The following is a 26,207-nucleotide window of genomic DNA, read 5'->3' as shown; positions in this document are numbered from 1 at the left end:
CGCCGTCACCCCGCCGAGGTCGCGCCCGACTGTTTTTCTCTCATCGTGACCAGTTCCTCGGCCATGGTCGGGTGGACCGCGCAGGTGGCGTCCCATTGGGCCTTGGTCAGGCCGGCCTTCACGGCGATGGCGGCGAGCTGGATCATTTCCGGGCTGTCGGGCCCGACGATGTGGACGCCGACAACCCTTTGGCTTTCGGCGTCGACCACCAGCTTCATGAGGACGCGCTCCTCTGATCCGGTGAAGGCGTATTTCATCGGCCGGAAACGGGTCAGATAGACATCGACCCCGGCCGAACATGACCGACGCGCCTCGGATTCCGTCAGGCCGACGATGCCCACAGGCGGCTGGCTGAAGACGGCGGTGGCGACGGCCTCGTAGTCGAAATGCTGGGGATTGTCGCGATAGACGGTCTGGTGGAAGGCGACGGCCTCGCGGATGGCGACGGGGGTCAGGTTCATCCGGTCGGTCACGTCGCCGATGGCCCAGATATTGTCGGCCGTCGTTTTGGACCAGGGATCGACCTTGATCGCGCCCTCGTCGTTCAGTTCGACGCCGGCCGCCTCCAGGCCGAGGTCCTTGACGTGGGGGATGCGCCCTGTGGCGAACATGACCACGTCGGTCTCCAGCTTCATCCCGTTCTCGAGGTGGTTGACCAGGCCCGTGGCGGTCTTCTCGATCTTCTCGTGCTGGCAGCCCAGGACGACCTTGATCCCGCGCTTCTCGATCTCGCCGGCCAGGTGGGCGCGCACATCGTCGTCGAAGCCGCGCAGGATATTGGGGCCCCGGTAGATCAGGGTCGTCTCGACGCCCAGGCCGGCGAAGATCCCCGCGAACTCCACCGCGATATAGCCGCCGCCGGCGATCAGGATGCGTTTGGGCAGTTCGGGCAGGTGGAAGGCTTCTTCGGAGGTGATGGCGTGTTCGATGCCCTCCAGGCTTTCCGGCTTCCACGGGCGGCCGCCCGTAGCGATCAGGATCTTCTCGGCGGTGAAGGTCTGGTTCTTGCCGACGATCTCGACCGTATGGGCGTCCTTCAGCACGGCGCGCCCATGAACCAGCTCCACCCCGGCCTTGCCCAGGTTGGCGGCGTAGATGCCCGACAGGCGCGCGATCTCGACGTCCTTGGCCTCCAGGAAGGTCGGCCAGTCGAACCGGGCGTTGTCGAAGGACCAGCCGTAGCCCTCGGCGATCTCGAGCGCGTGGCTGACCTCGGAGGCCATGACCATGAATTTCTTGGGCACACAGCCCCGGATGACGCAGGTGCCGCCGACCCGGTACTCCTCAGCGATGGCGACCTTCTTGCCGCCCAGGGCCGTCAGCCGGGCCGCTCGGACCCCGCCGGAGCCGGCGCCGATGACGAAAAGGTCGTAGTCGTATTCGGCCATCGGGTGCTCCGTTCAGACTCGAAAAACAGGGTCTGAATAGTCTGAATCGTCTGAAATCGGTTCCGGGCAAGCCGGGGCAGGGTCTCGGACTTAGGCGCCGAGGCGCGTGCGGACAAGGTTGGCGGACAAGGTTGCCAGACCGTTTACTTCGCCTGACGCCCTTGTCACGAAGACTGCCTCATCTCGTCGTGCAGGATCGTCGTGAAACGTGCGCTCGGCGAACGCTCGCAACGATCAACCGTCTTAGAAAACGCGCTCTCGAATCCGCGCACGCCTGCCAAAGCGGCGTTTAATCCCTGTGCCTGCCGCCGGCTCAGGGTTTCGTAGCCCAACGCCATGACGTAGACGATTGTGTCCTTCTGCGTCCGTTCCGGCCATGCGGCCTCGTACCAGCGAACTTGCCGCGCGAAGGTGTCACACCTCATGGTCAGCAAATCGGTCGGTCGGAATTCCACCGTCATCCGGATGCGAACGGGTTGGGCGGGGTTCTGTCCCACCTTGGCTTCGAGCACCGTGGACAGAGCGTCCGCATCGAGAAACTGCGACCTGGCGCTTTCCCTGATTTCGGCGTCGCGGAATTTACCGTCTACTCCGAGAGTGGCCTCCACGACAGCCCGCCCGGTGTGGCCCGCAGCATCGCCCAGTTCGCTGAAACTGACCAAGGGCGCCTGGCGCACCGATGTCGCCGGGGGCGCCGCAGCCGAAGCCGCATCCTGAAATGAAAGAGCGGCGAAAAGAAACCGTATCATGGCGTCTTAACTTCCACCCCGTCGTCCGTGCCAATAATCGCCAGATCCGCCAGGTCCAGGAAAAGCCCGTGTTCGACCACGCCGGTGATCAGCTTCAGATCATCGGCCAGCCGGACGGGGTCGTGAATGGCCTTGCAGGCGGCGTCATAGATCAGATTGCCGCCGTCGGTCCGCACCAGGCCGCGATCGGCCTGGCGCACGCGGGCCGGCGAGTTGATGTCATGGTCGATCAGGACGTCGGCGATGCGGTTGGCCGTGGTCTTGTGACCGAAGGCGACGACCTCGATCGGCAGGGGGAAGGCGCCCAGGACCGGCACCACCTTGGCGGCGTCGGCGATGACAATGCAGCGGCTGGACGCTTCCCAGACCAGTTTCTCACGCAGCAGGGCCGCGCCGCCGCCCTTGATCAGGGCCAGGCCGGGACCGACCTCGTCGGCGCCGTCGACGGTCAGGTCGATGCGGGGCGTGTCTTCCAGCGTCGACAGGGTCAGCCCCAGTTCGCGCGCCAGATCGGCGGTCTTCTCCGAGGTCGGGACGCAGCGCAGACCCGAAAGGCCGCGCGCCGCCAGGGCCTTGACGAACCAGGCGGCGGTCGAGCCGGTGCCCAGGCCTACCACCATCCCGGCCTCGACATGGGCGGCGGCGGCTTCGCCGGCGTTCTTCTTCTGTAGGTCGCTCATTTCAGCTTGGCGGCCTTCGCCGCTTCCTTCCTGGCTTTGGCCTTCTCGCGGAAGGCGGCGCCGGCGTCCGGCTTAAGGGTTTGACGGGCGCGGCCGAAGGCGAGGGCGTCGGCCGGCACGTCCTCGGTGATCACGGAGCCCGAGGCGACGATGGCCCCGGCGCCGATGACGACCGGGGCGACCAGGCTGGAGTTCGAACCGACGAAGGCTCCGGCGCCGACCTCGGTCTGCGCCTTGTTGAAGCCGTCGTAGTTGCAGAAGATGGTTCCGGCGCCGATGTTGGCGGCCGCGCCGACCGAGCCGTCGCCCAGATAGGCCAGGTGATTGGCCTTGGCGCCTGCGGCCATCTTCACATTCTTCACCTCGACGAAATTGCCGATCTTGACCCCCTCGGCCAGGTCCGCGCCGGGCCGCAGGCGGGCGTAGGGGCCGACCTCGGCGCCGGACGCCACGCGCGCCCCCTCGATATGGCTGAAGCTGCGGATGCGGGCGCCGCCCTCGATCACCGCGCCGGGACCGAAGACGACGAAGGGCTCGATCATGGTTCCGCCGCCGACCTGGGTGTCCCAAGCGAAGTGGACGGTGTCGGGCGCGGCCATGGTGACGCCGGCGGCCAGGAAGGCGTCCCGCTGGACGCTCTGGAACAGGGCCTCGGCCTGGGCCAGTTCGGCTTGGGAATTGACGCCCATGACGGAATCCTCGGCCGCGAAGACGGCGCGGGTCGGGCGGCCGGCCTTGCGGGCCAGTTCGACCACGTCGGTCAGATAGTATTCGCCCTTGGCGTTGTCGTTACGGACATCGGCAAGAAGGGCGAACAGCAGGTCCGCCGGAGCGGCCATGACGCCGGAGTTGCAGGCCGTGATCGCCAGGACCTCGGGCGAGGCCTCCTTGGCCTCGGTGATGGCGGCCAGGGCGTCGCCGTCGAGGATCAGCCGGCCATAGGCGCCCGGATCGCGCGCCTCGAAGCCGATGACGGTCAGGCCCTCGGGGTTGAACACCGGTTCGATGTCGGCGGCCTTCAGCAAGGGGACGTCGCCATAGGTGACGACCACATCCCCGTCGAACCCGGCCAGGGCCTGTTCGGCGGCGCGGACGGCGTGGCCGGTGCCCAGGGGCGGGTCCTGAACGGCGATGGCCGCCTCGCCAAGGCGTTTGACGACATGGGCGCGGACCTCGGGCGAATGGGTTCCGACCACCACGATGATCTTCTGGCAGCCCAGGGCCTGGGCCGCGTCGATGGCGTGGTCCAGCATGGCGCGACCGCCCACCGGATGCAGCACCTTGGGCAGGGGCGACTTCATCCGGGTGCCCTGGCCGGCGGCGAGAATGATGGCGGCGCGAGGGCGCGTCTGGCTGGTCATGAATCGTTCCGGCGTCTAGTCGTCCTGCGATCTAACCCATCATGCGGGCCAGCGGGAGATGTGGATGACCGATCGCGACCTGGAAGGCTGGACCATTGTCTTCGACCTGGACGGGACCCTGGTCGATTCCGCGCCGGACCTGACCGGAACCCTGAACCGGCTGCTGGTCGAGGAAGGGTTGCCGCCCGTGCCGATGGAAGCCGCCTCGACCCTGATCGGTTCGGGCGCGCGGGCGCTGCTGGTTCATGGGTTCGAGGCGGCCGGGGCATCGGTCGAACGGGCGCAATCGGACGAGCTGTTCGAGCGGTTTCTGGTCGATTACACCGCCCACATCGCCGACGGTTCGCAGCCGTTCGAGGGGGTGGTCGAGACGCTGGAGCGGCTGAGCGAACGCGGGGCGATCCTGGTGGTGGCGACCAACAAGCGGTCGGACCTGTCAGAGCTTCTGCTCGAGAAGCTGGGCCTGACCCGGCATTTCGCCGCCATCGTCGGGCCGGATCGGGTCAGCGCGCGAAAGCCCGCAGGCGCCCATCTGAAGGAGGCCGTGGTCAAGGGCGGCGGCGACCCCGAGCGGGCCATCATGGTCGGAGACGCGGCGCCGGACGCCGAGGCGGCGCGGGACGCAGGCATGCCCTGTATTCTGACGACCTTCGGCTACACGCCGGTTCCGGTCGAAACCCTGGGCGGCGACGTCCTGATTGACGCCTTCGAGGAGGTCGAGGAGGCGATCGACGGCGTCCTGTCCGACTTCTACGTGATGAGAGCGCTGAAATTCTGAGGGCGCCGGACAGTAAATCTGGGGTCTGAACCCGCACTCGCGCGGTTGCGGATAGTCGGCGCGATGACCAGTTTGGCGCACCCCTTGTCGAAAGCGCCTCCATGTTCGCTCGTTTCTTCAGAATACCCTTGTGGCAACGCACCTTCGCCGGCTTGGCCTTGGGCGTTGTCGCGGGGCTGATCCTGCGCGAACGGGCCGAGGTCTGGCTGCAGCCCATCGGCGACGTCTATCTGAACCTGATCCGGATGGTGGTGGCGCCCCTGGTGCTGTTCACCATCGCCAGCTCCATCGCCAAGCTTGGGGAGGGGGCCGGGGCGGTGCGGCTGGGGGTGCGGACCATCGTCTGGTTCGCCATCACCTCGCTGCTGGCCGTGCTGGTCGGTTTCGCCTTCGGCCATATCATCAATCCGGGCGTGGGCCTGGCCAACCTGCCGCTGGGCGAGGTCAAGGACCGGGTGATCCCGACCCCGCTGGAGGTGCTGATCGGGGTGGTGCCGACCAATCCGTTCGCGGCCCTGGCCGAGGGCAAGGTGCTGCAGATCATCTTCTTCTCGGCCCTGGTCGGGGTGGCCCTGGTGGCGCTGGGCGACCGGGCCCAGGGGGTGCGGCGCCTGGTGGACGAAGGCGCCGCGGTCATCTTCCGCATCACCCGCTGGGTGATCCAGCTGACGCCCATCGGCGTGTTCGGTCTGATCGGCTCGGTCGTCGGCGGCTATGGCTGGGAGGCCCTGCTGCCGCTGCTGAAGTTCATCGTCGCCATCTATGCGGCCTGCCTGTTCCATATCCTGGTGGTCTATTCAGGCCTGCTGAAAGTGCACGGGCTGAAAGTCACCAGCTTCTTCCGCGGCGCCTTCGCGGCCCAGCAGACGGCGTTCGCCACCTCGTCCTCGCTGGGCACCTTGCCCATCACCCTGCGCCAGACGGTCGAGCGTCTGGGCGTGCCCCAGGCCTATGCGGCCTTCGCCGTGCCCCTGGGCGCCAATGTGAAGATGGACGGGTGCGGGGCCATCTATCCGGCCATCGCCTCGATCTTCATCGCCCAGTATTTCCAGATCGACCTGACCCTGACCCAATACATCCTGATCGGTCTGACCGCGGTGCTGGGCTCATTGGGCACGGCGGGGGTGCCGGGAACCTCCATCGTCATGCTGACCCTGACCCTGTCCACGGCGGGTCTGCCGCTGGAAGGCATCGGCTATATCGTCGCCATCGACCGGATCATCGACATGATGCGCACGGCGACCAACGTCACCGGCCAGATGCTGGTCCCGGTGCTGGTGGCCAAGGAAGAAGGCATTCTGGACGAAGGCATCTACAACGGTCACGTCGCCTGGCTGCCCGGCGATCCGGAGGCGGAGACGCCCGAGGCGGTCCGGGCCGCAGGAATCTGAAACGGACGCTTGCGCGGGGCGGGCGACCGGGCTATGTCGCCGCCTCCGCAAGGCATGGATGCGTAGCTCAGCGGGAGAGCACCTCGTTCACACCGAGGGGGTCACAGGTTCAATCCCTGTCGCATCCACCATCTTCTCCGTTCCCGCCCGTTCCCGATAGCCGCGTCGCCGCGCGCAGCCGCCGATGGAAACGCCGATGCCCCAGGTCAATGACACCGTCCACATCCGTTTCTCGCTGAGAGGCCTGGGCGGCCCCTTCTGGCAGACCAACGCCACCGTCGCCTCGGTCAGCCAGGGCGTGGCCCTGCTGGATGGGCTGGACCGGCAGGTGCCTGCCGCCGTCAGCGAGCTGAAGCGGGCCGGCGCCAACCGCTGGACGCTGGACTGGGAAGTCCGAAGCCGGCCGTAGCCGGCTCCCAAACCAATTGGGAGAATCAGACGTCGGGCACGTCCCGGCCGGGGGGCACGTTGACGCCCATGGACTTCAGATAGGTCTTGATGTTGCGCCCGGCCTGACGGATGCGCTGCTCGTTCTCGACCAGGGCGATGCGGACGAAACCCTCGCCGTTTTCGCCGTAGCCGACCCCCGCAGCGACCGCGACCTTGGCGTGGGTCAACAGTTGCTTGGAAAACTCCAGACTGCCCAGATGGGCCAGGGCCGGGGGCAGGGGCGCCCAGGCGAACATGGAGGCGGCGGGCTTGGGGATCTCCCAGCCGGCGCGGCCGAAGCTGTCGACCAGCACGTCACGGCGACGGTGATACAGGGCGCGGTTCTGCTCGACGATGTCCTGCGGCCCGTTCAGGGCGGCGACAGCCGCCGCCTGGATGGGCGTATAGGCGCCATAGTCGAGATAGGATTTCACCCGCGCCATGGCGGCGATCAGTCTGGGATTGCCGACCGCGAAGCCGATCCGCCAGCCGGCCATGCTGTAGGTCTTGCTCAGCGAGGTGAATTCGACGGCCACATCCTTGGCGCCCGGCACTTGCAGGATCGAGACGGTCGGCTTGCCGTCATAATAGAGCTCGGAATAGGCCAGGTCGCTGATGATCCACAGGTCGTTGGCCTTGGCGAAGGCGACGACCCGTTCATAGAAGGCCAGATCGACCGTTTCCGCCGTCGGATTGGACGGATAGTTCATCACCAGCACCTTGGGGCGCGGCACGGTGTAGGCCATGGCCCGTTCGAGGCTTTCGAAATAGCGCTCGTCCGGCGTGGTCGGCACGCTGCGGATCGCCGCCCCGGCGATGATGAAGCCAAAGGTGTGGATCGGGTAGGAGGGGTTGGGCGCCAGGACGACGTCGCCGGGTTCGGTGATAGCCGTCGCCAGACTGGCCAGACCTTCCTTGGAGCCCATGGTGACGATCACCTCGGCGTCGGGATCCAGGTCCACGCCGAAACGGCGGGCGTAGTAGTTGGCCTGGGCGCGACGCAGGCCGGGAATGCCGCGCGACGCCGAATAGCCGTGGGCGTCGGGCTTGCGCGCCACTTCGCACAGCTTGTCGATCACGTGCGGCGGCGGCGGCAGATCGGGATTGCCCATGCCCAGGTCGATGACGTCCTCGCCTGCCGCGCGGGCGGTGGCGCGCATGGCGTTGGTCTCCGCGATCACATACGGAGGCAGGCGTTTCATGCGGTAGAATTCTTCGGACATGTCGAACTTCGCAGGGGGGCAGGAAAAGAGGGCGTCAGCGATGCCATCAATGGCGACGCTGCGATACCGAAAGATCGTCCGTTTCCACGGTTTTTACGCCAAAAACATCTGATCCGGCGCCGGAGGGCGCCGTCTCCGGCATGAACCGTGCGGTCTGGCCGGTCAGTCGGCGAAGTTCTGTGGCTCCGGAGCGACGACGTCGTAACGAACGGCGAAGCCGGAGCCTGCCGTCGGGCCAAGCCCCGGACCGCGACGCCGGCGTACATGCTCGGACAGACGCCGCACCTGGGCTTCAGCCACGCCGTCGCGATCCATCAACTGCCGCACCATGGGGTCGGCCAGCATCTCGTCCAGGGTCAGGTCATAGGGCCTCATATCGCACCTCTGGTCTGTCGACTCGCCCCCGATCACAGATGGGCGAGGCGAGGGCGAGCGCCAGAGTCGTTCGGTCGATGTCGTCGAAAATTCACGCCCCGCTACCTCCATCGGGCGCGGGCATCCAAGGCGCGGGGCAGATCGACGAGAGGGTGCGACCGATGGGTCGGCGGATGAACATCAAGGCGCACGAGGCGTTCAGACCGTATGACAATCTTCGCCGAGATTCTGATCGTGCTGCACCGCCTGGCCAAGTTTCTGACCCGCAAGGAGCGCCTTCTGTAGGCTCACGTCAGCGGACGGAGCGATTTGGCGATTGCGTCCCGCGTGGCGGGCCGTCAGTTTGGGGCCAGACTATCGACCATACGAGGACGCCCATGGCCCGCAAGCCCAACTACAGTTTCGAACGGCAGGAACGTGAGCGCGCGGCGGCCATAAAGGCGGCTGAAAAGGCGGCCGCCAAGGCCGAACGCAAGGCGGCGGATGCGGCGGAAAAGGCGCCGCCCGCCGAAGACTGAGGCTCAACGGCAAAATCCATTCGTGTTTTCGTTGTTTGAGCGGCCGCAAAGCCCTATTCTTGCCCAATGACACGCTGGACCCCCGAAAGCTGGAGAACCAAGACCGCCCTGCACATGCCGGCGGACTATCCAGATCCCAAAGCCCTCGCCGCCGTCGAGGACGAGTTGCGCGCCCTGCCGCCGCTCGTCTTCGCGGGCGAGGCGCGCCGCCTGACGTCAAAACTGGCCCAGGTCGAGCGGGGCGAGGCCTTCCTGCTCCAGGGCGGCGACTGCGCCGAGAGCTTCAAGGAGTTCTCGACCGACAATATCCGCGACACCTTCCGCCTGATCCTGCAGATGGCGGTCGTCCTGACCTTCGCCGGACGCAAGCCGGTGGTGAAGGTCGGCCGGATCGCGGGTCAGTTCGCCAAGCCGCGCTCGTCGCCGCTGGAAGAGATCGACGGCGTCGAACTGCCCAGCTATCGCGGCGACATCATCAACGGCATGGGCTTCACGCCGGAAGAGCGCGCGCCTGATCCGCAACGGTTGATCCGCGCCTACAACCAGTCGGCCTCGACCCTGAACCTGCTGCGCGCCTTCGCCGGCGGCGGTTACGCCGATCTGTACAACATCCATCGCTGGACCCTGGGCTTCGCGGGCGACAACGCCGCGGGCGCCCAGTATCGCGAACTGGCCGACAAGATCACCGAGGCCCTGGCCTTCATGGAGGCGGTCGGTGTCACGCCCGAGAGCCATCCGGACCTGAGCCGGGTCGAGGTCTTCACCAGCCACGAGGCCCTGCTGCTCAACGTCGAGAGCGCCCTGACGCGGCTGGACGGCGGTTCGGGCGAATGGTTCGACACCTCGGCCCACATGCTGTGGATCGGCGAGCGCACCCGCCAGCTGGACGGCGCCCATGTCGAGTTCATGAAGGGGATCAAGAACCCCATCGGCGTGAAGTGCGGACCGACGATGACGGCCGACGACCTGTTGCCGCTGATCGACGCCCTGAACCCGGATAATGTGTCGGGCCGCCTGACCCTGATCGGCCGTTTCGGTCACGACAAGGTCGGCGAGCGCCTGCCCAAGCTGATGCGCGAAGTGAAGGCCTCGGGCCGCAAGGTGATCTGGTCCATCGACCCGATGCACGGCAATACGCTGAAGGCCGGCAACGGCTACAAGACCCGGCCGTTCGACCGGATCCTGGGCGAGGTGCGGACCTTTATTGATGTTGCGGAGGCCGAGGGCGTCCACCCCGGCGGCGTCCATCTGGAGATGACCGGCCAGAACGTCACCGAATGCATCGGCGGGGCCCAGGCCGTGACCGAGGACGACCTGTCCAACCGCTATCACACCCACTGCGACCCGCGCCTGAACGCCGACCAGGCGCTGGAGCTGGCCTTCCTGGTGGCTGAACGGTTGAAGTCGGGCCGGATCAGCCGCTCGGAAGCCGCCTGATCGACGGGAACAGCGGGGCGACGAGGCCGATGGTCGCGTTCGCCTCGGCCCGGTCCGGCGTCTCGTCGTCGACGCCGACGCCGTTCATGTCGTTGCGCGTGGCCTGAACCACGATCCCGTCCGGTCTCGACAGCACGGTCACGCCCCGGAAATGCAGGCCGTAGTTCGCCTCGGGCTGGGGCGCGAGCCAGGCGATCTGACCGCGCACCGGGATCAGATCCTTGTCCTCGAACAGGGCTTTTGCGCCATAGCCGGTGCAGTTGATCACGATCTTCTCGGGCAGGGTCGTCAGATCCGCCGGCGTGTTGAAGGTGCGGGTCTCGATCTGCCCGCCCTGGCTCAGAAACTCGGTCTCCAACCTGTGCGCCAGTTCGGCGACGTTGAACTGCATGGCGCTGACCATCCGCGTCTCCCCGACCGGAAAGGGCGAGGCCGAGGCGGGGAGGGGGATGGATCGCGGCGCCAGCCCGTCCAGCCTGTATTCGGCGAATCGGATCGGCTTTATGCCGGGGCCGGTGCGGATCGGCGGCGGTTCGGGCGAACGGGGCAGGGCCGCGCCGCCGGACAGCATGTAGCGGTCGCTGAAGACGACCGGGTCGCCCTCTGTTCCCAGATAGGTCTGGTGGGTCGCATAGGTCTCGCGCGCCATCTGCTCCCACAGCGCCGGGAATTCGGTCGAGACGCGGTCGGCGTCGGCGATGCGGCTGTCCGGCGTCCAACTGCCCGTGGCGCGCATCGACCGGGTGAAGGCGGCGCGTTCACGGGCATAGATGGTCACCCGCGCGCCCATCCGCTGAAGCTGGAGCGCCGAGGTCAGACCCAGGGCGCCGCTGCCGATCACCGCGACGACGGGCGGACCGCCGGCGACCTCGGCCAGGGCCATGGCCTTGCGCGCTGCTATGGCGCTGGAGCCCCAGGACAGGGACCAGCCGCTGCCGCCGTGGCCGTAGTTGTGAACCACCCTGCTCTCGCCGACCGTCTCCACGTCCAGACGCGGGCCGGCGGGGCGGAAGGGGCGGGTGCAGACGGTGATGCGGATGATCCGCTCGGGCTCCATCAGGATCGGGGCGATCCGGCGGGGGGCGAAGCCGGCCGCGAGCGGGACAGGCGGCGTCGCGGCGCAGCCCGCGACGGACCCCGCCAGGCCGGTCAGTACGGCGCGACGGCTGGAGTGGGCGACGACGGACATGAAGCCTCCAGGATCGGGAACAGCAAGGCTAGCGCGCCCATAGCCGGTTCGATAGCCGGCCGGCGCCATATTCGGCTTGTGGGAACAGGGGCGGCGCCGCAGATACGCTCGGATACGGCCATGGCGCGGACAAGGATGTTCCGTCTGATCAGCGGCCAACGACAAGGAAAGGCGTTCGGGGACGATCCCGGACGTAACGAATATGGATACGCCTGCGCACCAAGACGACAAGCCCGGCCGGGTCGCCTACCAGGGCGCGCCGGGGGCGTTCAGCCACGAGGCCTGCACGGCCCTGCGGCCTTGGGACGTGGCCGTGCCCTTCGAGACCTTTGCAGCGGCCATTGAGGCGCTGAAGACCGGGGACTGCGACTGCGCCCTGATCCCGGTCGAGAACTCGTCCATCGGCGTGGTCGAACCGGCGGCGACCCTGGTGCGTGAATCCGGTCTTCCCGTGGTGGCGGAGGCCTGGCGGCCGATCCGTCATGCGTTGATGGGCCTTGAGGGCGCCCGGATCGCCGATCTGAAACGGGTGCTCAGCCATCCCATCGCCCTTGCCCAGTGCGAACAGACGCTGAAGGGCATGAGGCTGAACGTGGTCGAGCATTTCGACACCGCCGGCGCCGCCCGCGACGTCGCCGAGGCCGGCGATCCGACCCAGGCGGCCGTAGCGCCGGTGGGCGCGGCGGAGGTCTATGGCCTGTCGATCCTGCGCAACGATCTTCAGGATTCCAGCGACAACCGGACGCGTTTCGTCCTTCTGGGCGTCTGAAGGGCTTGACGGCGCACGGTCTTTGCGTGCTTTAAGGCCGCACGGATCGCAATCGATCCGCATAACCGGACCCGGACCCATGTCCCGCCAGCGCGTTCTTTCTGTTTCCTTCGACCGTTCGCGCGCGGTTTCCGGCCTCTATTTCGGCTACGGATTTTACGGCTTTCGATACGCCGGCTGAGGCGTCGGGCGCTCTTCGTCCCTGACTGTCTCGCCGGCGACCGCTCTGGACCAGAGCGGCTGTCCGCCCCTGCACATCGAAATCCCCCTTTGCCGAAAGCCCGAACCCATGCCCAATTCCAACGTCCAGCAAGTGTGGCCTGACGTGGTCGAACTGACCCCCGAACAACAGGCCCTGGCCGCGCTGCGCGCCGAGATCGACGCCATCGACGATCAGATCCTGGCCTTGTTCGAACAACGCCTCGCCGTCGCCGCCACCGTCGGCCGCGCCAAGGACGCCCCCACCGGCCCCCACACCAAGCTGCGCCCCGACCGCGAACAGACCGTTCTGTCGCGCATGCTGTCCAAGGCCCAGCCCGAGAACGCCGAAGCCGTCGAACACCTGTGGCGCGAAATCATCGGCTGGGGCCTGGCGCGCCAGGGGCGGCTCCAGGTCCAGGTCTGGGCGCCCATCGAGCCGACCCGCGCCTATGACGGCGCCCGCCTGCGTTTCGGCGCCGCCGCCGACATCAAGATGGTCCGCGACCCGCAAAAGGCCCTGGCCTTCGCCGCCGAGGGGCACGGTGTCGCCGTCCTGGCCATCAACACCGAGGACGCCTGGTGGATGGGTCTGCGTCGGGAATGGTCGATGCTGAGCGTCTTCGACGGTTACGGCGGCGAGACGCCGACGTCTCTGGCCGTGGGCAAGATCGACCCGCCGGCGCTCCCAAGGGGCCGCCGCGTCGTCGTCACCGCCGGCGGTGATGCGGGTGACGGCGGCGGCGCGCGTCGCTGGGGTCTGAACACCCACCACGGCTGGACCATCGCCCTGACCGAGGCGGAACTGACGCCCGGCGAGGCGGAAGGCTGCGTCGGCGCGATCGGCTGACCGCGCCGACTAGAGCGCTCAGGAGGCGTGCGCCTAAGTGTGCGCCTTCTGGGCCTTGGTCAGTTCGATCATCCCCTGGGCGGCGCCCATCTCCGGCACGATCTCTTTCGACCGGTCGGAGATGGCGTCGAACCGGGCCGCCACCTGTTCCGGCGCATCCTCGCCGGTGATGTGGACGCCCTCGGTCAGGGTGACATAGGCGCGCTCGAACCCGCCGGCGCCCGCCGCCAGGATACAGCGGCTGGGCGCGTCCCGGCTCAGTAGATACAGCAGGCCCGGCGTCACCAGCTCCGGCCCCAGGGCCTCAAGGGGCAGGGCGGCGCCCAGGTCTTCGGTCATGCGCGTATGGGCCGTGGGCGCCAGGCAGTTGACGCGGATGTCGTTCTTGGCCCCCTCGATCGACAGGGTCTGCATCAGTCCGACCAGCGCCATCTTGGCCGCGCCATAGTTCGACTGGCCGAAATTGCCGTACAGGCCGGACGACGAGGTCGTCATGACGATCCGGCCGTAATTCTGAGCCCGCATGATCTCCCACACCGCCTTGGTGCAGTTGACCGCTCCCATCAGATGGACGTCGACGACGAAGCGGAAATCCTCCAGCTCCATCTTCGCGAAACTCTTGTCCCGCAGCACCCCGGCGTTGTTCACCAGCAGGTCGACCCGGCCCCATTTGGCCATGGCCGCCTCGACCATGGCCTGAACGGCGGCGAAGTCGGTCACCGAGGCGGCATTGGCGATCGCCTCGCCGCCGGCCGCCTCGATCTCGGCGACCACGGCCTCGGCGGCGGTGGCCGAACCGCCCGAACCGTCGCGGGCGCCGCCCAGATCATTGACCACTATCTTGGCCCCGCGCGCCGCCAAGGCCAGGGCGTGTTCTCGCCCCAGACCGCCGCCCGCGCCCGTCACAATGGCCACCTGGCCGTCAAATCGGATCGTCATCTCGTCGTCTCCACCCAAGGCCTGAGGCGTTCGGCTCCAGGGCCGGCCCCTTGGTCCGGTTTTGACGAGACTGGAGGCGGCGCACAAGCCCGGCCGGCGTGCTCAGCCCGCGCGGTTCTGGACCAGATCCTCGACGACGGACGGATCGGCCAGGGTCGAGATGTCGCCCAGCGCCCCGATCTCGTTCTCGGCGATCTTGCGCAGGATGCGGCGCATGATCTTGCCCGACCGGGTCTTGGGGAGGCCGGGGGCCCACTGGATCACGTCGGGCGTGGCGATCGGACCGATCTCGCGGCGGACATGGGCCCCCAGGGCCTTGCGCAGATCCTCGGTCGCCTCGACCCCCTTGTTCAGGGTGACATAGGCGTAGATGCCCTGGCCCTTGATGTCGTGGGGATAGCCGACCACGGCCGCCTCGGCGACATCGTCGTGCAGCACCAGGGCGCTCTCGATCTCGGCCGTGCCCATCCGGTGGCCCGAGACATTGATGACGTCGTCGACCCGGCCGGTGATCCAGTAATAGCCGTCCTGATCCCGGCGGCAGCCGTCGCCGGTGAAATACCGCCCCGGGTAGGTCGAGAAATAGGTGTCGAAGAAGCGCTGGTCGTCGCCATAGACGGTGCGCATCTGGCCCGGCCAGCTGTCGGTGATGCACAGATTGCCCGAGACGGCGCCGACCAGTTCCTGGCCCTCCGCATCGACGATCTGCAGTTCGACGCCAGGCAGGGGCAGGGTGGCCGAGCCGGGCTTCAGGTCGGTAGCGCCGGGCAGGGGGGTGATCAGATGCCCGCCGGTCTCGGTCTGCCACCAGGTGTCCACGACGGGGCAGCGGCCGTCTCCGACCACCTCGTGATACCAGCGCCAGGCCTCGGGATTGATCGGTTCGCCGACCGTGCCGAGCACCCGCAGCGACTTGCGCGAGGTCGCCTTCACGGGCGCGTCGCCTTCGCGCATCAGGGCGCGCAGGGCCGTGGGGGCGGTGTAGAAGGCCTCGACCTTGTGCTTGTCCACCACCTGCCAGAAACGGCTGGCGTCGGGGTAGTTTGGCACGCCTTCGAACATCAGGGTGGTCGCCGCATTCGCCAGCGGCCCATAGACCAGATACGAGTGGCCCGTGACCCAGCCCACGTCGGCGGTGCACCAGAAGACCTCGCCGGGACGATAGTCGAAGGTCAGCTCATGGGTCCAGGCGGCCCAGAACAGGTAGCCGCCCGTCGTGTGAAGAACGCCTTTCGGCTTTCCAGTGGAGCCTGAGGTGTAGAGGATAAACAACGGATCTTCCGCGTTCATCGGCTCGGGCGGGCATTCGGTCGCGGCCTTGGCGGCCTCGACGGCGTAGTCCACGTCGCGGCCCTCGATCATCGGCACGTCGGCGCCGGTGCGACGGATCACCAGGACGGTGTCGACCTTCACCTTCTCCAGGGCCGCATCGACATTGGCCTTCAGCGGCACGATCTTGCCGCCCCGCACGCCCTCGTCGGCGGTGATGACCAGGGTGGAGCCGCAGTCCTCGATCCGGCCGCACAGGCTGTCGGGTGAAAAGCCGCCGAAGACCACGGAATGGACCGCCCCGATGCGGGCGCAGGCCAGCATGGCGTAGGCGGCCTCGGGGATCATCGGCATATAGATGGTGATCCGGTCGCCCTTCCTGGCGCCATGCGCCTTCAGCACATTGGCCATGCGGCAGACTTCGTCGTGCAGCCGGCCATAGGTGATGTGCTGGCTGTCCGCCGGATCGTCGCCTTCCCAGATGATGGCCGTCTCGTCCTGGCGATGGGGCAGGTGGCGGTCGATGCAGTTGGTGGCGACGTTCAGGACGCCGTCCTCGAACCAGCGGATGCGGAAATCTTCCTTCTTGAAGGAGACGTCCTTGATCTTGGTCGGCGCCTTGATCCAGTCGAGGCGCTGGGCCTGCTCGGACCAGAAGGCTTGGGGCGTCTCGCGCGCCGCAACCCGCGCCGCCTCATAGGCCTGCCGGTCCATGTGGGCACGGGCGGCGAAGTCTGCGGGGACGGGGTAGAGTTCGGAATCGGGCACGCGAGACGTCTCCAGCATTTTCAGAATCCGTATTTGGCGAACAGGATCAGTCGGGTCATGTCGCCGCTCGCGCCGGATTCGATTTCGCGATCAGCGAACATCAGCTCGGCCCCCACATCAAACGCCGTAACGGGCGACCAGATCAAGTTGGCGTGGATGCTCTGGGCGGACCGGTTGACGGCCAGACCGGTCACGCTGGTGTCGTTGTCCACCTTCTGGGCCGACCAGATCAGGCTGGAGCGCCAGCCGGGCGCCCAGACGTGACGATAGGCGGCGAAGCCGGCGACGACGCCGATCGCATCCAGTTCGCCCGAGGCGTCCAGCACAGCGTCGTTGGAGAAGTTCAGCCCCACATAACGGCCGATGCCTTCGCCGCCCGTCACCATCAGTCGGAGGTCATCCTTGGCCCCGACCTTGATCTTGGTCGAGGCGGACAGGCCCCAGCCCGTGGCAGTGGAATCGATGTCCGTCGCCGGGTTCTGATATTTCAGCTGACGCAACAGACCGGCGAACTGCAGATCCCCCCACGGCCGCGCCACGGCGTAGCGGGCGGTGAAGTCCGGAAGACTGCTGTCGTCGGCGATGATCCGTGCTCCGCCGGTGAACGGGGTGACGGTCGTCTCGGGGTTCTCGACCGAGATCGAGAAGGGTCCGCGCGTGTATCGCACCTGAACCTGGCGGGCGAAGACCGTGCCCTCTGCCGCGCCGATGAAGTCGGCGGATTCCGGCAGGACGGCGGTGTTCTGGAAATTGGTCCACTCTTGGCCGATCAGCCAGTTGTCGATGGTGACGAAGGCGCGGCGCAGGGCCGGGTTGGCCGGGCTGGTGGTGCGCTGGTCCGCCGTGCCGGGCAGGGTCTGGAAGTCCATCTCCAGCCGGGTGCCGACCTTGTGGCCGCCGACCAGACCGTCCGTCGTCAGCCAGAAGCGGGTCTGGCGGGCGTTGAAGTCGGTCGCCGTATCCTCGTCGGCGCCGCCGATGGGAATGGAGCCGGGAATGTGGAATTCGCGCAGGGCGTCGCCGTTGGCCGGATCGCCGCCGGAATAGTTCGAGGCCGAGGCGTCGACCTTGACGAAGCCGCCGAACTTCACCGTGTGGTCGCCGATGCGGAAGCCGTCGCTGGGCGCGGCCGCCTGCTGGACCGGGGGCGGGGGGGCAGGACGGGTCTCCAGCCGGATGATGTCCTGCTGCTGCGCCGCCTGCTGGGTGCGGGCGGCGACGACTTCGGACTTGAGGCTGTTCAACTCGGCTTCGAGCTGGGCGATACGGGCTTCGAGCGCGGCCTGGGCGTCCTGGGCGAAGGCGGCGCCGGGCGCGAGAATCATGGCCGCAGCCACGCACCCGCCCAGAAGACTGGACTTGATCATCATGGTTCCTCCCGCGCCCATCTGATGCGGGCGTCCTGCGTGAACCTTTCCTTTTGGGCCGTAGGCGGCCATTAGCCATTGGTCTAGTTTCGACCAAAGTCGAACCACGCCATGCTGTCGACGACGCGGCCGACAAGCATGCCGTGCAAGGGAAGGACGCCTTATGGATCGTATCGTCGTCGCCGACGATCACCCGCTGTTTCGCGCCGCGCTGCGTTCGGCCGTCGACAAGGCCGCGCCAGGGGTGCGGATCGACGAATGCGCCAGTCTGGCCGAAGCCCGAACCGCCCTGAACATCGGGGGGGTCGATCTGCTGCTGCTGGACCTGAAACTGTCGGACAGCGAGGGCATGGCGGGTCTGGCCGCCATCCGCGCCGAACATCCGACCGTGCCGGTCGCCGTGGTCTCGGCCAGTGAAGACGCCACGGTCGTGCGCCACGCCCTGGGTCTGGGCGCCGCCGGCTTCATTCCCAAGTCGGCAAGTCTTCCGGAGATGGTCGAGGCCATCGCCGCCATCCTGGCCGGCGACGGCTGGGCGCCGGAGACGCCGGACGTCGCGGACGACGACCTGCCGGCGCGGGTCGCCAGCCTGACGCCGTCGCAGTTGCGTATCCTCGAAGGCCTGAAGGCCGGCCGCCTGAACAAGCAGATCGCCTTCGACCTCGGCGTGTCCGAGGCCACGATCAAGGCGCATCTGACCAGCGTCTTCCGCAAACTGGGGGTCCATAACCGCACCCAGGCGGTGATCCTGGCCAAACAGATGGACCCCTCCTAGCTCGACAGGAAGGCCTTCAGGGTCGCTGGCTTGATCGGCTTGGGCAGCAGCACGGCCCCGGCGGCGGCGGCCTTTTCGTTCAGCCCGTCCCGGGTGTCGGCCGTGACCAGGGCGATCCGGCGCACCCCGAGCGGCCGCAGCCAGTCGATGACGGCGAATCCGTCCGGCCCGTCGCCCAGGTGCAGATCGACGACGGCGGCGTCGAACGGTCCTTGCGCGGCCATGGCCGCCTCGACCCCAGAGACCAGGGTGGGGCGCGCGCCCCAGCGGGTCAGCAGGGCGTTCAGCGCGTCCAGGATCACCGGCTCGTTGTCCACGCACAGGACGCGCAGACCGGCCAGGGGCAGGCGGACCTCATGCGTGGGCGCGGTCTCGACGACCCGATCCGGCGGGCTGCGCGGCACAGTGATGCGGAAGATGGTGCCGCGCCCGAAGCGGGAGTTCAGCTCCAGCGGATGGTCCAGCAGGCTGGACAAGCGGCGCACGATAGCCAGACCCAGTCCGGCGCCCGGCTCGTCGACAGGGGCGCCGGGCAGGCGCACGAACTCGCCGAACACCATCTCCTGTTCCGCATCGGGGATGCCGCGTCCGGTGTCGCAGACCAGCAGCCGCACGGCGTCGCCGCTCCGCCTCGCCCCGACCAGCACCCGACCGGCGTCCGTATAGCGGATGGCGTTGGCGATCAGGTTCTGCAGCATGGACCGCAGCAGATCCCGGTCGGACGAGACCCACAGGCGGCTGGGCACAAGGGTCAGAACCAGTCCCTTGGCCTCGGCCACCGGCGCATATTCGCGTCTCAGTTCGTCGAACAGACCGTCCAGCGACAGGCGGGTCACGGCCGCCTTGACCCCGCCGGCCTCCAGCTTGGACAGGTTCAGCAGAGCGGTCAGCAGGCGGTGGGCGCTGTCGATGGCGCGGTCGGCGTTGACGGCCAGGGTGCGGCTGGTCGGTTCGGCCCCGGGGCCGGAAACCGCCGGCTCCTCCTTCAGGGCGGCGATGAACAGGCGCGCGGCGTGCAGGGGCTGCAGCAGGTCATGACTGGCGGCGGCCAGGAAACGGGTCTTGGACGCCGTCGCGTCCTCCGCCACGCGCCGGGCTTCGTCCAGACGGGCGGTGCGGTCGGCCACGCGGGCTTCCAGACGTTCGTTGGCTTCTTCCAGCTGACGGGCGGCCCGGCGCAGGGCGGTGATGTCGGTGTAGCTGGTGACATAGCCGCCGCCGGGGATGGGGGCGCCGGAGGACCGCAAGACCCGGCCGTCGGGCTGGCGCCGTTCGTGGTCGTGCGGGATACGCCGGCTCAGGGCCTCCAGTCGGCGCTCCACCCAGGCCTCGATATCGTCCGGGCTCTCGCCGCGCTCGGCGTTCAGCCGATAGATGCTGGCGATCGACAGGCCGACATGGACGAAGCCAACGGGCAGGCCGAACATCTCGACATAACGGCGATTCCAAGCGGTTACACGTAGATCTTCGTCCACCACAATCACGCCCTGGTCGATATTGTCCAGGGTGGTCTGCAGCAGGTCGCGGCTGAACTGCACGGCCTGGGAGGCCTCGTCCAGCATCCGCACGACATCCTCTGGCGCACGACCGCCGCCCGCCAGGGCGGCGGCGATGACCCGCCGCGCCGAGGCCGCGCCGATGGCGCCGGCCAGCATCCGTTCGGCGGCCCGGGCGAGGGCGGCGTCGGCCGGGTCGGCGTCGCGAAGCCGGATGTCGGTCTCCGCGCTCCAGGCGGCGAAGGCCCGTTCGGCCCGCTCGTCGCCGATGAAGCGCGCGACCAAGGCGCGCAGGTCGCCGACCGAGGCGCCGGACGGCGATGGCTTCGACTCCAGCCAGTCCGGCCCCAGCCGATCCACGAAGGCCCGCGCCTGCACCCGATCAATCAGACGCGGCTGGGCGAAACGCGACACCCCGACATAGGCGACGAGGTTCAGCCCCAGGCTGACGAAGACGCCCAGAGCCAGCGGATCCTTCACCCCCATCATGACATGCAGATGCCAGGGGGCGCCGGGCGCCAGCTGGGGCAGGGCCAGCATGACGATCCACACGAAAACCCCGACGCTCATGCCCGCCAGAGCGCCATGGGCATGCCCGCCGCGCCACAGCACAGCCCCGAACAGGGACGGCGCCAACTGGGCCATGGCGGCGAAGGACACCAGACCCATGGCGGCCAGCCCGCGAGACTGGTCCGTCGCCTGATAATAAAGCCAGGCCAGCAGAAGCACGGCGACGATGGCGCCGCGCCGCACCTGCAGGATCGTGCCGGCCATGTCCGACGAGTCGCCTCTGACCCGCCATCGGTCACGGGCCAGGAAGGGCAGGATCAGACTGTTGGAGACCATGGCCGACAGGGCCACGGCCTCGACGATCACCATGGCCGTGGCGGCAGAGAAGCCGCCGACAAACACGATGGCCGTCAACCAGGACTCACCCCGCCCGAACGGCAGGGCCAGCACCAGAAGATCGGGGTTCGCCGCCGGCGCGAACAGGGCCCCCGCCGCGACTAGGGGCAGGACGGCCAGGCTGGTCAGAAGAAGATAGATCGGAAAGATCCAGCGGGCCTTCTTCACGTCCGCCGGCTGGGCGCCCTCGACGAAGGCGACGTGGAACTGGCGCGGCAGGCAGAAGATGGCCAGGGTCGAGACTAGGGTGATGGCCGTGAAGCGCGGCGTGATCTCGGGCGGCGAGGCGAGGGCGCCCAGCCCCTCGACGATACGCGGGCTCGATCCGTCGTGGATCAGCAGGATCAGGGCGAAGATCGCCACGAACAGCAGGGCGCCCAGCTTGACCAGGGATTCCAGGCCGATGGCCTGGATCAGACCGCGATTATGTTCGGTCAGGTCCGGGCGTCGGGCGCCGAACAGGATGGCGAACCCCGCCAGAACCCCGGCCAGCGCCAGAACAGTCAGCCGTTCTCCCCCCGCCACCGGCGTGCCCGCGGTCAGCAGGGCGCCGGCCATCGACAGGGATTTCAGCTGCAGCGCGATATAGGGCAGGGAGCCCAGGATGGCCACGATGGTGACTGCGGCGCCCAAGGTCTGGCTCTTGCCGTAGCGTGACGCCACGAAGTCCGCCATCGACCCCACGTTCTCGCGCCGGGCGGCGGCGGCTATGCGTCGCCATAGGGGGAAGAGCAGGGTCAGACCGATCACGGGTCCGATATAGATGGGCAGATACTCCCACCCATCGCGGGCAGCGGTGCCGACCGCCCCATAATAGGTCCAGGACGTGCAGTAGATGGCCAGCGACAGGGCGTAGACCCAGGGCGCGAGCGCGCGGCCCCGCGCCTGCGCCGCAGGCCGCTCCTGCCACCAGGCGACGGCGAACAGGATCGCCATATAGCCGGCCACGAGGCCGAGGATCACCAGGCTGAACATGAGCGGGATGTGAACCGTGCAGGGTGGGTTTCACAAGGGCGGACAGGCAAATGAAAGGGCGGGCTGTCCGAAGACAGCCCGCCCCTCATCACGCCCGAAAGCAGGATCAGGCGTTCAGATCGACGTCCTTGCCTTCCTTGACCAGCAGGAAGCCCAGCACGACCGTCGCCAGCGCCACGATGATCGGATACCAGAGGCCGGAGTAGATGTTTCCGGTCGCCGCCACGATGGCGAAGGCCGTCGTCGGCAGGAAGCCGCCGAACCAGCCGTTGCCGATATGATAGGGCAGGGACATGGAGGTGTAGCGGATATTGGTCGGGAACATCTCGACCAGGGCGGCCGCGATCGGTCCGTAGACCATGGTCACATAGAAGCCGAGGATGAACAGGATCAGCACCACCATCGGCTTGTTGACCAGGGCGCTGTCCGCCTTGGCCGGATAGCCGGCGGCGGTCAGGGCCTCGCTCAGGCCCTTGTCCCAGGTCTTCTTCTGAGCCGCGAAGTCCGCCGGGGTCATGGCGTCGCCGCGGAAGCTCTGGACGACCGACTGATCACCGATGCGAACCTCGGCCACCGTCCCGGCAGGCGCCGCGACATTGGTGTAGGTGACGCCGGCCTTGGCCAGATGCGACTTGGCCACGTCGCAGGACTGGTTGAACACCGTCTTGCCGATGGGGTCGAACTGGACGTTGCAGTCCGCCGGATCAGCATAGACCACGACCGGCGCCGAGGCGGCGGCGGCGGCCAGGCGCGGATTGGCGGCCTGGGTCAGGGCGTTGAACAGCGGGAAATAGGTGAGGGCGGCGATCAGGCACCCGGCCAGGATGACCGGCTTGCGCCCCACCTTGTCCGATAGCCAGCCCCAGAAGATGAAGAAGGGCGAGGCCGCGACCAGAGCGATGGTCAGCATCACATAGACCAGGGTGGCGTCCAGCTTCATCACCCGTTCCAGGAAGAACAGGGCGTAGAACTGGCCCGTGTACCAGATCACGGCCTGGCCGGCGGTCAGGCCCAGCAGGGCGATCAGCACCAGCTTCAGATTGGGCCATTTGCCGAACGAGTCCTTCAGCGGGGTCTTGGAGCCCTTGCCCTCGGCCTTCATCCGCTTGAACGAAGGGCTCTCGGACAGCTTCAGGCGGATCCACAGCGACACGGCCAGCAGCAGGATCGAGACCAGGAACGGAATCCGCCAGCCCCATTCCGCAAAGGCTTCTTCACCCACAGCGACGCGAACGCCCAGGATGACCACCAGGCTGAGCACCAGGCCGGCGGTCGCCGTGATCTGGATGAAGGAGGTGTAGAAGCCGCGTTTGCCGTGCGGCGCATGCTCGGCGACATAGGTGGCGGCGCCGCCGTACTCGCCGCCCAGGGCCAGGCCCTGGATCAGGCGCATCAGCACCAGGATGATGGGCGCCGCGATGCCGATGGCGGCGTAGGGCGGCAGAAGACCGACCACGAAGGTCGAGAGGCCCATCAGCAGCATGGTGACCAGGAAGGTGTTCTTGCGGCCCCACAGATCGCCCAGGCGCCCGAAGACGATCGCGCCGAACGGCCGCACCGCGAAACCGGCGGCGAAGGCCATCAGGGCGAAGATATAGCCGGTCGTCTCATTCACGCCGGAGAAGAACTGCACGGTGATGATCGCGGCGAGCGACCCGTACAGATAGAAATCATACCACTCGATGACAGTGCCGACCGACGACGCCAGGATCACCAGCTTGTCGTTCTTGCCGACCACATATTCATCATCGACCGGCGCACCAATGGCGCTGTCCGTCATTTGCGTTAGCCTCCCAGCTATCAGGTCTTTCCGACCGTTTCACGCCCATACGCTGCGCATTGCAGGGACGTTGGCATCGTCGCGCGGGAAGCGTCAGGGAGACTTTGGTCGTATCCGATGTACGTCTAAGATATATTATGCGAAATTTAGACGTCCGACGGCGTGACGATCAGGAAGGCTCGACCTCGGTCGCCCCCTCGCGGAATTCTTCTGCGGTCACGCAAGCGGAGCCGTCTTCGTCGAGCACCCATACGCCGATCAGGGATGCGTGGTCAGGCGTGATGTCCTCGTCGATCAGATCGCCGTCATAGACGCCGACATTGCTGTAATCGAAATCCAGCAGGAGCTGATGGGCCATGTCGATCATCTCGTCGGCCATCCGACGCGCATAACCCAGCGCCTCGCTGTCGTTGGCGAAGTCGTCCGTCAGCGTGTTGACCTCGGCGGTGTCGCCGCCCTGGACCGCACTGGTGGTTACGATGGTGTACGCGGGCATTTTCGAACTCTTTCAGGTTTGAATCTCTCGACTAGCCTGATTGGCTGCGGGAAAGGCCATAATTCGTCCGAACCCGTCTTGAGGAGGATTGGAACCGATCACGGACGATCAGTCGCCGCCGCCCCGCTCGTTCCTCTTGGTGGCGCGGTACACCTTCTGCAGCGCGCCGAGCCGGCGACGCTCGACCGGAGGCGGGATGGTTTCGATCAGGTCCGCGCGGGACAGGAAGGCGGCGTCGACCGCCTGTGGATAGTTGGTCGTGGCGATCAGCAGGATATTCTTGTGGGTCCGCGTCAGCAGATCGAGTCCGGCGAGCACGGCGTCGGTCGCCCGGTGCACATCGACGGGATTGGCTTCTAGGCTCATCCGGCGCCGATCGGCCGCCAAGGTCTCCACTTCATCCAGTAACACGACGGCGACGCCGCCCATGCCCGCTTCCGGAATGGTCTGGGTGAACAGCGTGGTGACCTGCTGCTGGCTCTTGCCGAGCGAGGCGCTCGCCAGACCGTGCGGATCGATCTGCAGGAAGGTCACCTTCTGACCTGGAAGCATCGATGCCACCTTGGTGGCGAGGCCCCGGGCCAACGTCGTCTTGCCGGTTCCGGGAACACCGGCCAGGACGATCAGACCATGGAGCGGCGCGGCGTCGAAAGGGACTGACCGGCGGACGGTCAAGGCCAGCATCGACTGGGCGAGAAGGCGATCCTTGACGCCTTGATCGATCTTGATGGCGGCCCATGCGGTCTCGAACTGGACGTCGGGCAGAGGGCAGCGGTAGGCGATTCCTGAATTCATGGTTCAGTCCTTTCGGTTCGGGGAGGAAGAATCCGAGAGGGCTGTGTCGCGGCCACGGTTGTGTGGGCGCGACGGCGATGCATAAGATCGCGCCGCTGGCTCGGATGAGTCGGTATCGGGGAGAGATCGGCCTCCTGAGTGACGGCCAAGTCGAAGTTGGCCGGCCTCTCCCCACCTTGTTCACGCTCAGATCACTGGACAGCCCCGTCGTCTGATGCCGACCAGACCGTCGCGCATGACGGCCGCGTCGTCGTTTGAATTCTGAGGGAATCGGAACAGCCAACACCCAATGCTCAGGGACTCGTTAAGGCGAGTCGCAGGCGACGCAAAGGGAACGTTAACGCGTCTTCACTCTGATGCGATTCGTGCCCTGTGTCGAATGCCACGTCAAGATGTTGTGGTGAGATTGTTGTTCGACCCCACATACGGGCTTCGTGGAAGGGATCATGCCGCGTTGGGGCAGCCCGCCGTTTTTAACATCTTTCGATGAGGGAGGCTTTAGCGATCGTGATGGATCCTGTTCTTGCGGCCTCTCCACGCCGCCTCAATTTAGGTCAACCCGCCGGGCGCGTGGACGCTAGCCTCAGACTGTGGCAAGTAACATATCCTTGCACTTTGGGCGTGTAGATATAGGAAATGTAACATCGCCATGGCGACCATGACCCACATCGAACGCGCCCTCGCCGTCGCCCAGGCCCAAGGCGTCGCGCGCACCCGCGATTTCGTCACCGCTGGCGTCCCCCGCGTCTATCTCAAGCGACTGGTCGAGGATGGTCGACTGAGCCAGGTCGGCCGCGGCCTTTACAGACCTAACGACGTTTCTCTGCCCACGACCTCCAGCCTGGCCGAAGCGGCGCGCGTGGTACCGAACGGGGTGATCGCGCTTCTGTCCGCCCTGCGATTTCACGGACTGACCACCCAGGCCCCTCATGCCGTCTGGCTTCTTATCGGCACGCGGGCGTGGACTCCTGTAAATCCGCCCATGCGGCTGAAGATCGTTCGAGCCAGCGGCCCCTCGCTGACGGAGGGCGTGGAGACACACGACATCGACGGCGTCTCCGTGCCCATCACATCCCCCGCCAAGACCGTAGTCGACTGCTTCAAATATCGGCGGAGGGTCGGGCTCGACGTCGCCCTTGAGGCGCTTCAGGATTTCATGAAGGACAGCGCACACGGTCGCCAGCGCGACGCGCTCTGGAGATATGCCGAGATCGACCGGGTCCAAACCGTGATCCGTCCCTATCTGGAAGCGCTCAGCTGACCCGCCGACCGGTCCGTAATGTCGCCGCCTCGGTCCGAGATCGGC

Annotated in this window: 23 protein-coding genes and 1 tRNA gene; 10 read left to right on the top strand and 14 right to left on the bottom strand. The window is 67.0% G+C overall.

The window, feature by feature from the left end; genetic code table 11:
* Positions 1-5: 5 nt before the first annotated feature.
* From gor to glmU, 4 genes are all read right to left on the bottom strand, one after another.
* Positions 6-1,388 (bottom strand): glutathione-disulfide reductase, encoded by a 1,383-nt coding sequence (gene gor / locus AC1RSI_RS04095; protein ID WP_154726521.1) that lies wholly within the window; start codon positions 1,386-1,388, stop codon positions 6-8.
* 164 nt (positions 1,389-1,552) lie between these two features.
* Complete coding sequence (locus AC1RSI_RS04090) at positions 1,553-2,137, bottom strand: energy transducer TonB family protein (RefSeq protein WP_154726520.1); 585 nt, start codon at positions 2,135-2,137, stop codon at positions 1,553-1,555.
* Positions 2,134-2,817 carry a ribose-5-phosphate isomerase RpiA gene (gene rpiA / locus AC1RSI_RS04085; protein ID WP_154726519.1) on the bottom strand — a complete coding sequence of 228 codons (684 nt, stop codon included), beginning with the start codon at positions 2,815-2,817 and terminating at the stop codon, positions 2,134-2,136. The genes AC1RSI_RS04090 and rpiA overlap by 4 nt, the downstream gene beginning before the upstream one ends.
* Positions 2,814-4,178, bottom strand: coding sequence for a bifunctional UDP-N-acetylglucosamine diphosphorylase/glucosamine-1-phosphate N-acetyltransferase GlmU (gene glmU / locus AC1RSI_RS04080; RefSeq protein WP_154726518.1), 1,365 nt, complete (start codon positions 4,176-4,178; stop codon positions 2,814-2,816). The genes rpiA and glmU overlap by 4 nt, the downstream gene beginning before the upstream one ends.
* 58 nt (positions 4,179-4,236) lie before the next feature.
* Here glmU and AC1RSI_RS04075 point away from each other — a divergent pair, with 58 nt between their 5' ends.
* The 4 genes from AC1RSI_RS04075 (at position 4,237) to AC1RSI_RS04060 (ending at position 6,756) form a co-directional block, all read left to right on the top strand.
* Positions 4,237-4,956, top strand: a complete 720-nt coding sequence (locus AC1RSI_RS04075) for an HAD-IA family hydrolase (RefSeq protein WP_154726517.1) — start codon at positions 4,237-4,239, stop codon at positions 4,954-4,956.
* A 101-nt stretch (positions 4,957-5,057) separates the two neighbouring features.
* Positions 5,058-6,347, top strand: a complete 1,290-nt coding sequence (locus AC1RSI_RS04070) for a dicarboxylate/amino acid:cation symporter (protein WP_447941505.1) — start codon at positions 5,058-5,060, stop codon at positions 6,345-6,347.
* A 56-nt stretch (positions 6,348-6,403) separates the two neighbouring features.
* A tRNA-Val gene (locus AC1RSI_RS04065) sits at positions 6,404-6,478 on the top strand.
* A gap of 65 nt (positions 6,479-6,543) precedes the next feature.
* Positions 6,544-6,756, top strand: a complete 213-nt coding sequence (locus AC1RSI_RS04060) for a hypothetical protein (RefSeq protein ID WP_035306857.1) — start codon at positions 6,544-6,546, stop codon at positions 6,754-6,756.
* 25 nt (positions 6,757-6,781) lie between these two features.
* On the opposite strand, the gene AC1RSI_RS04055 is transcribed toward AC1RSI_RS04060, so the two are convergent.
* On the bottom strand, positions 6,782-7,999 hold the full coding sequence (locus tag AC1RSI_RS04055; protein WP_154726004.1) for an LL-diaminopimelate aminotransferase: 1,218 nt from the start codon (positions 7,997-7,999) through the stop codon (positions 6,782-6,784).
* A 162-nt stretch (positions 8,000-8,161) separates the two neighbouring features.
* Positions 8,162-8,374, bottom strand: a complete 213-nt coding sequence (locus tag AC1RSI_RS04050; protein ID WP_154726003.1) for a hypothetical protein — start codon at positions 8,372-8,374, stop codon at positions 8,162-8,164.
* Positions 8,375-8,751: 377 nt separating this feature from the next.
* On the opposite strand from AC1RSI_RS04050, the gene AC1RSI_RS04045 reads away from it, so the two are divergent.
* Complete coding sequence (locus AC1RSI_RS04045; RefSeq protein WP_008261426.1) at positions 8,752-8,892, top strand: hypothetical protein; 141 nt, start codon at positions 8,752-8,754, stop codon at positions 8,890-8,892.
* Positions 8,893-8,958: 66 nt separating this feature from the next.
* Positions 8,959-10,329 carry a class II 3-deoxy-7-phosphoheptulonate synthase gene (locus tag AC1RSI_RS04040; RefSeq protein WP_154726002.1) on the top strand — a complete coding sequence of 457 codons (1,371 nt, stop codon included), beginning with the start codon at positions 8,959-8,961 and terminating at the stop codon, positions 10,327-10,329.
* Here the strand turns inward: AC1RSI_RS04040 and AC1RSI_RS04035 are convergent.
* The gene (locus AC1RSI_RS04035) at positions 10,307-11,518 is read right to left on the bottom strand and encodes an FAD-dependent oxidoreductase (RefSeq protein ID WP_230307603.1); all 1,212 of its coding nucleotides are present in this window, start codon (positions 11,516-11,518) and stop codon (positions 10,307-10,309) included. The two genes, AC1RSI_RS04040 and AC1RSI_RS04035, sit on opposite strands and share 23 nt — an antisense overlap.
* Before the next feature lie 202 nt (positions 11,519-11,720).
* Between AC1RSI_RS04035 and AC1RSI_RS04030 the strand changes: the two genes are divergently transcribed.
* Together AC1RSI_RS04030 and AC1RSI_RS04025 are read left to right on the top strand one after the other, a co-directional pair.
* Positions 11,721-12,287 (top strand): prephenate dehydratase domain-containing protein, encoded by a 567-nt coding sequence (locus AC1RSI_RS04030; protein ID WP_008261806.1) that lies wholly within the window; start codon positions 11,721-11,723, stop codon positions 12,285-12,287.
* Between the two features lie 289 nt (positions 12,288-12,576).
* The gene (locus AC1RSI_RS04025; RefSeq protein WP_008261594.1) at positions 12,577-13,335 is read left to right on the top strand and encodes a chorismate mutase; all 759 of its coding nucleotides are present in this window, start codon (positions 12,577-12,579) and stop codon (positions 13,333-13,335) included.
* 33 nt (positions 13,336-13,368) lie between these two features.
* On the opposite strand, the gene AC1RSI_RS04020 is transcribed toward AC1RSI_RS04025, so the two are convergent.
* The 3 genes from AC1RSI_RS04020 to AC1RSI_RS04010 all read right to left on the bottom strand — a co-directional run bounded on the left by AC1RSI_RS04020 (position 13,369) and on the right by AC1RSI_RS04010 (position 17,681).
* Entirely contained in the window at positions 13,369-14,274 is a 906-nt protein-coding gene (locus tag AC1RSI_RS04020) for an SDR family NAD(P)-dependent oxidoreductase (RefSeq protein WP_035306848.1), read from the bottom strand.
* A 102-nt stretch (positions 14,275-14,376) separates the two neighbouring features.
* The gene (gene acs / locus AC1RSI_RS04015; RefSeq protein WP_035306845.1) at positions 14,377-16,329 is read right to left on the bottom strand and encodes an acetate--CoA ligase; all 1,953 of its coding nucleotides are present in this window, start codon (positions 16,327-16,329) and stop codon (positions 14,377-14,379) included.
* Between the two features lie 2 nt (positions 16,330-16,331).
* The gene (locus tag AC1RSI_RS04010; protein ID WP_154726000.1) at positions 16,332-17,681 is read right to left on the bottom strand and encodes a DcaP family trimeric outer membrane transporter; all 1,350 of its coding nucleotides are present in this window, start codon (positions 17,679-17,681) and stop codon (positions 16,332-16,334) included.
* A 160-nt stretch (positions 17,682-17,841) separates the two neighbouring features.
* Between AC1RSI_RS04010 and AC1RSI_RS04005 the strand changes: the two genes are divergently transcribed.
* Positions 17,842-18,453, top strand: coding sequence for a response regulator transcription factor (locus tag AC1RSI_RS04005; protein WP_008262719.1), 612 nt, complete (start codon positions 17,842-17,844; stop codon positions 18,451-18,453).
* Here the strand turns inward: AC1RSI_RS04005 and AC1RSI_RS04000 are convergent.
* The 4 genes from AC1RSI_RS04000 to AC1RSI_RS03985 all read right to left on the bottom strand — a co-directional run bounded on the left by AC1RSI_RS04000 (position 18,450) and on the right by AC1RSI_RS03985 (position 24,901).
* On the bottom strand, positions 18,450-21,830 hold the full coding sequence (locus tag AC1RSI_RS04000; protein WP_492322660.1) for a hybrid sensor histidine kinase/response regulator: 3,381 nt from the start codon (positions 21,828-21,830) through the stop codon (positions 18,450-18,452). The two genes, AC1RSI_RS04005 and AC1RSI_RS04000, sit on opposite strands and share 4 nt — an antisense overlap.
* Positions 21,831-21,936: 106 nt before the next feature.
* Entirely contained in the window at positions 21,937-23,610 is a 1,674-nt protein-coding gene (locus AC1RSI_RS03995; protein WP_008262186.1) for an MFS transporter, read from the bottom strand.
* 169 nt (positions 23,611-23,779) lie between these two features.
* Complete coding sequence (locus tag AC1RSI_RS03990) at positions 23,780-24,106, bottom strand: hypothetical protein (RefSeq protein ID WP_154725997.1); 327 nt, start codon at positions 24,104-24,106, stop codon at positions 23,780-23,782.
* A 108-nt stretch (positions 24,107-24,214) separates the two neighbouring features.
* Positions 24,215-24,901 carry an AAA family ATPase gene (locus AC1RSI_RS03985; RefSeq protein ID WP_447941507.1) on the bottom strand — a complete coding sequence of 229 codons (687 nt, stop codon included), beginning with the start codon at positions 24,899-24,901 and terminating at the stop codon, positions 24,215-24,217.
* Positions 24,902-25,550: 649 nt separating this feature from the next.
* On the opposite strand from AC1RSI_RS03985, the gene AC1RSI_RS03980 reads away from it, so the two are divergent.
* Positions 25,551-26,162 carry a type IV toxin-antitoxin system AbiEi family antitoxin domain-containing protein gene (locus AC1RSI_RS03980; RefSeq protein WP_152950467.1) on the top strand — a complete coding sequence of 204 codons (612 nt, stop codon included), beginning with the start codon at positions 25,551-25,553 and terminating at the stop codon, positions 26,160-26,162.
* Positions 26,163-26,207: the final 45 nt, after the last annotated feature.

It is taken from the genome of Brevundimonas sp. GW821-FHT10E09, from assembly GCF_058809375.1.
The sequence above is the reverse complement of the archived record's forward strand: the minus strand, read 5'-3'. Positions and strand labels throughout refer to the sequence as shown.

Coding starts and splice junctions, on each gene's coding strand:
- gor (WP_154726521.1), bottom strand. CDS start 1,388: ATGGCCGAATACGACTACGACCTTTTCGTCATCGGCGCCGGCTCCGGC.
- AC1RSI_RS04090 (WP_154726520.1), bottom strand. CDS start 2,137: ATGATACGGTTTCTTTTCGCCGCTCTTTCATTTCAGGATGCGGCTTCG.
- rpiA (WP_154726519.1), bottom strand. CDS start 2,817: ATGAGCGACCTACAGAAGAAGAACGCCGGCGAAGCCGCCGCCGCCCAT.
- glmU (WP_154726518.1), bottom strand. CDS start 4,178: ATGACCAGCCAGACGCGCCCTCGCGCCGCCATCATTCTCGCCGCCGGC.
- AC1RSI_RS04075 (WP_154726517.1), top strand. CDS start 4,237: ATGTGGATGACCGATCGCGACCTGGAAGGCTGGACCATTGTCTTCGAC.
- AC1RSI_RS04070 (WP_447941505.1), top strand. CDS start 5,058: ATGTTCGCTCGTTTCTTCAGAATACCCTTGTGGCAACGCACCTTCGCC.
- AC1RSI_RS04060 (WP_035306857.1), top strand. CDS start 6,544: ATGCCCCAGGTCAATGACACCGTCCACATCCGTTTCTCGCTGAGAGGC.
- AC1RSI_RS04055 (WP_154726004.1), bottom strand. CDS start 7,999: ATGTCCGAAGAATTCTACCGCATGAAACGCCTGCCTCCGTATGTGATC.
- AC1RSI_RS04050 (WP_154726003.1), bottom strand. CDS start 8,374: ATGAGGCCCTATGACCTGACCCTGGACGAGATGCTGGCCGACCCCATG.
- AC1RSI_RS04045 (WP_008261426.1), top strand. CDS start 8,752: ATGGCCCGCAAGCCCAACTACAGTTTCGAACGGCAGGAACGTGAGCGC.
- AC1RSI_RS04040 (WP_154726002.1), top strand. CDS start 8,959: ATGACACGCTGGACCCCCGAAAGCTGGAGAACCAAGACCGCCCTGCAC.
- AC1RSI_RS04035 (WP_230307603.1), bottom strand. CDS start 11,518: ATGTCCGTCGTCGCCCACTCCAGCCGTCGCGCCGTACTGACCGGCCTG.
- AC1RSI_RS04030 (WP_008261806.1), top strand. CDS start 11,721: ATGGATACGCCTGCGCACCAAGACGACAAGCCCGGCCGGGTCGCCTAC.
- AC1RSI_RS04025 (WP_008261594.1), top strand. CDS start 12,577: ATGCCCAATTCCAACGTCCAGCAAGTGTGGCCTGACGTGGTCGAACTG.
- AC1RSI_RS04020 (WP_035306848.1), bottom strand. CDS start 14,274: ATGACGATCCGATTTGACGGCCAGGTGGCCATTGTGACGGGCGCGGGC.
- acs (WP_035306845.1), bottom strand. CDS start 16,329: ATGCTGGAGACGTCTCGCGTGCCCGATTCCGAACTCTACCCCGTCCCC.
- AC1RSI_RS04010 (WP_154726000.1), bottom strand. CDS start 17,681: ATGATGATCAAGTCCAGTCTTCTGGGCGGGTGCGTGGCTGCGGCCATG.
- AC1RSI_RS04005 (WP_008262719.1), top strand. CDS start 17,842: ATGGATCGTATCGTCGTCGCCGACGATCACCCGCTGTTTCGCGCCGCG.
- AC1RSI_RS04000 (WP_492322660.1), bottom strand. CDS start 21,830: ATGTTCAGCCTGGTGATCCTCGGCCTCGTGGCCGGCTATATGGCGATC.
- AC1RSI_RS03995 (WP_008262186.1), bottom strand. CDS start 23,610: ATGACGGACAGCGCCATTGGTGCGCCGGTCGATGATGAATATGTGGTC.
- AC1RSI_RS03990 (WP_154725997.1), bottom strand. CDS start 24,106: ATGCCCGCGTACACCATCGTAACCACCAGTGCGGTCCAGGGCGGCGAC.
- AC1RSI_RS03985 (WP_447941507.1), bottom strand. CDS start 24,901: ATGAATTCAGGAATCGCCTACCGCTGCCCTCTGCCCGACGTCCAGTTC.
- AC1RSI_RS03980 (WP_152950467.1), top strand. CDS start 25,551: ATGGCGACCATGACCCACATCGAACGCGCCCTCGCCGTCGCCCAGGCC.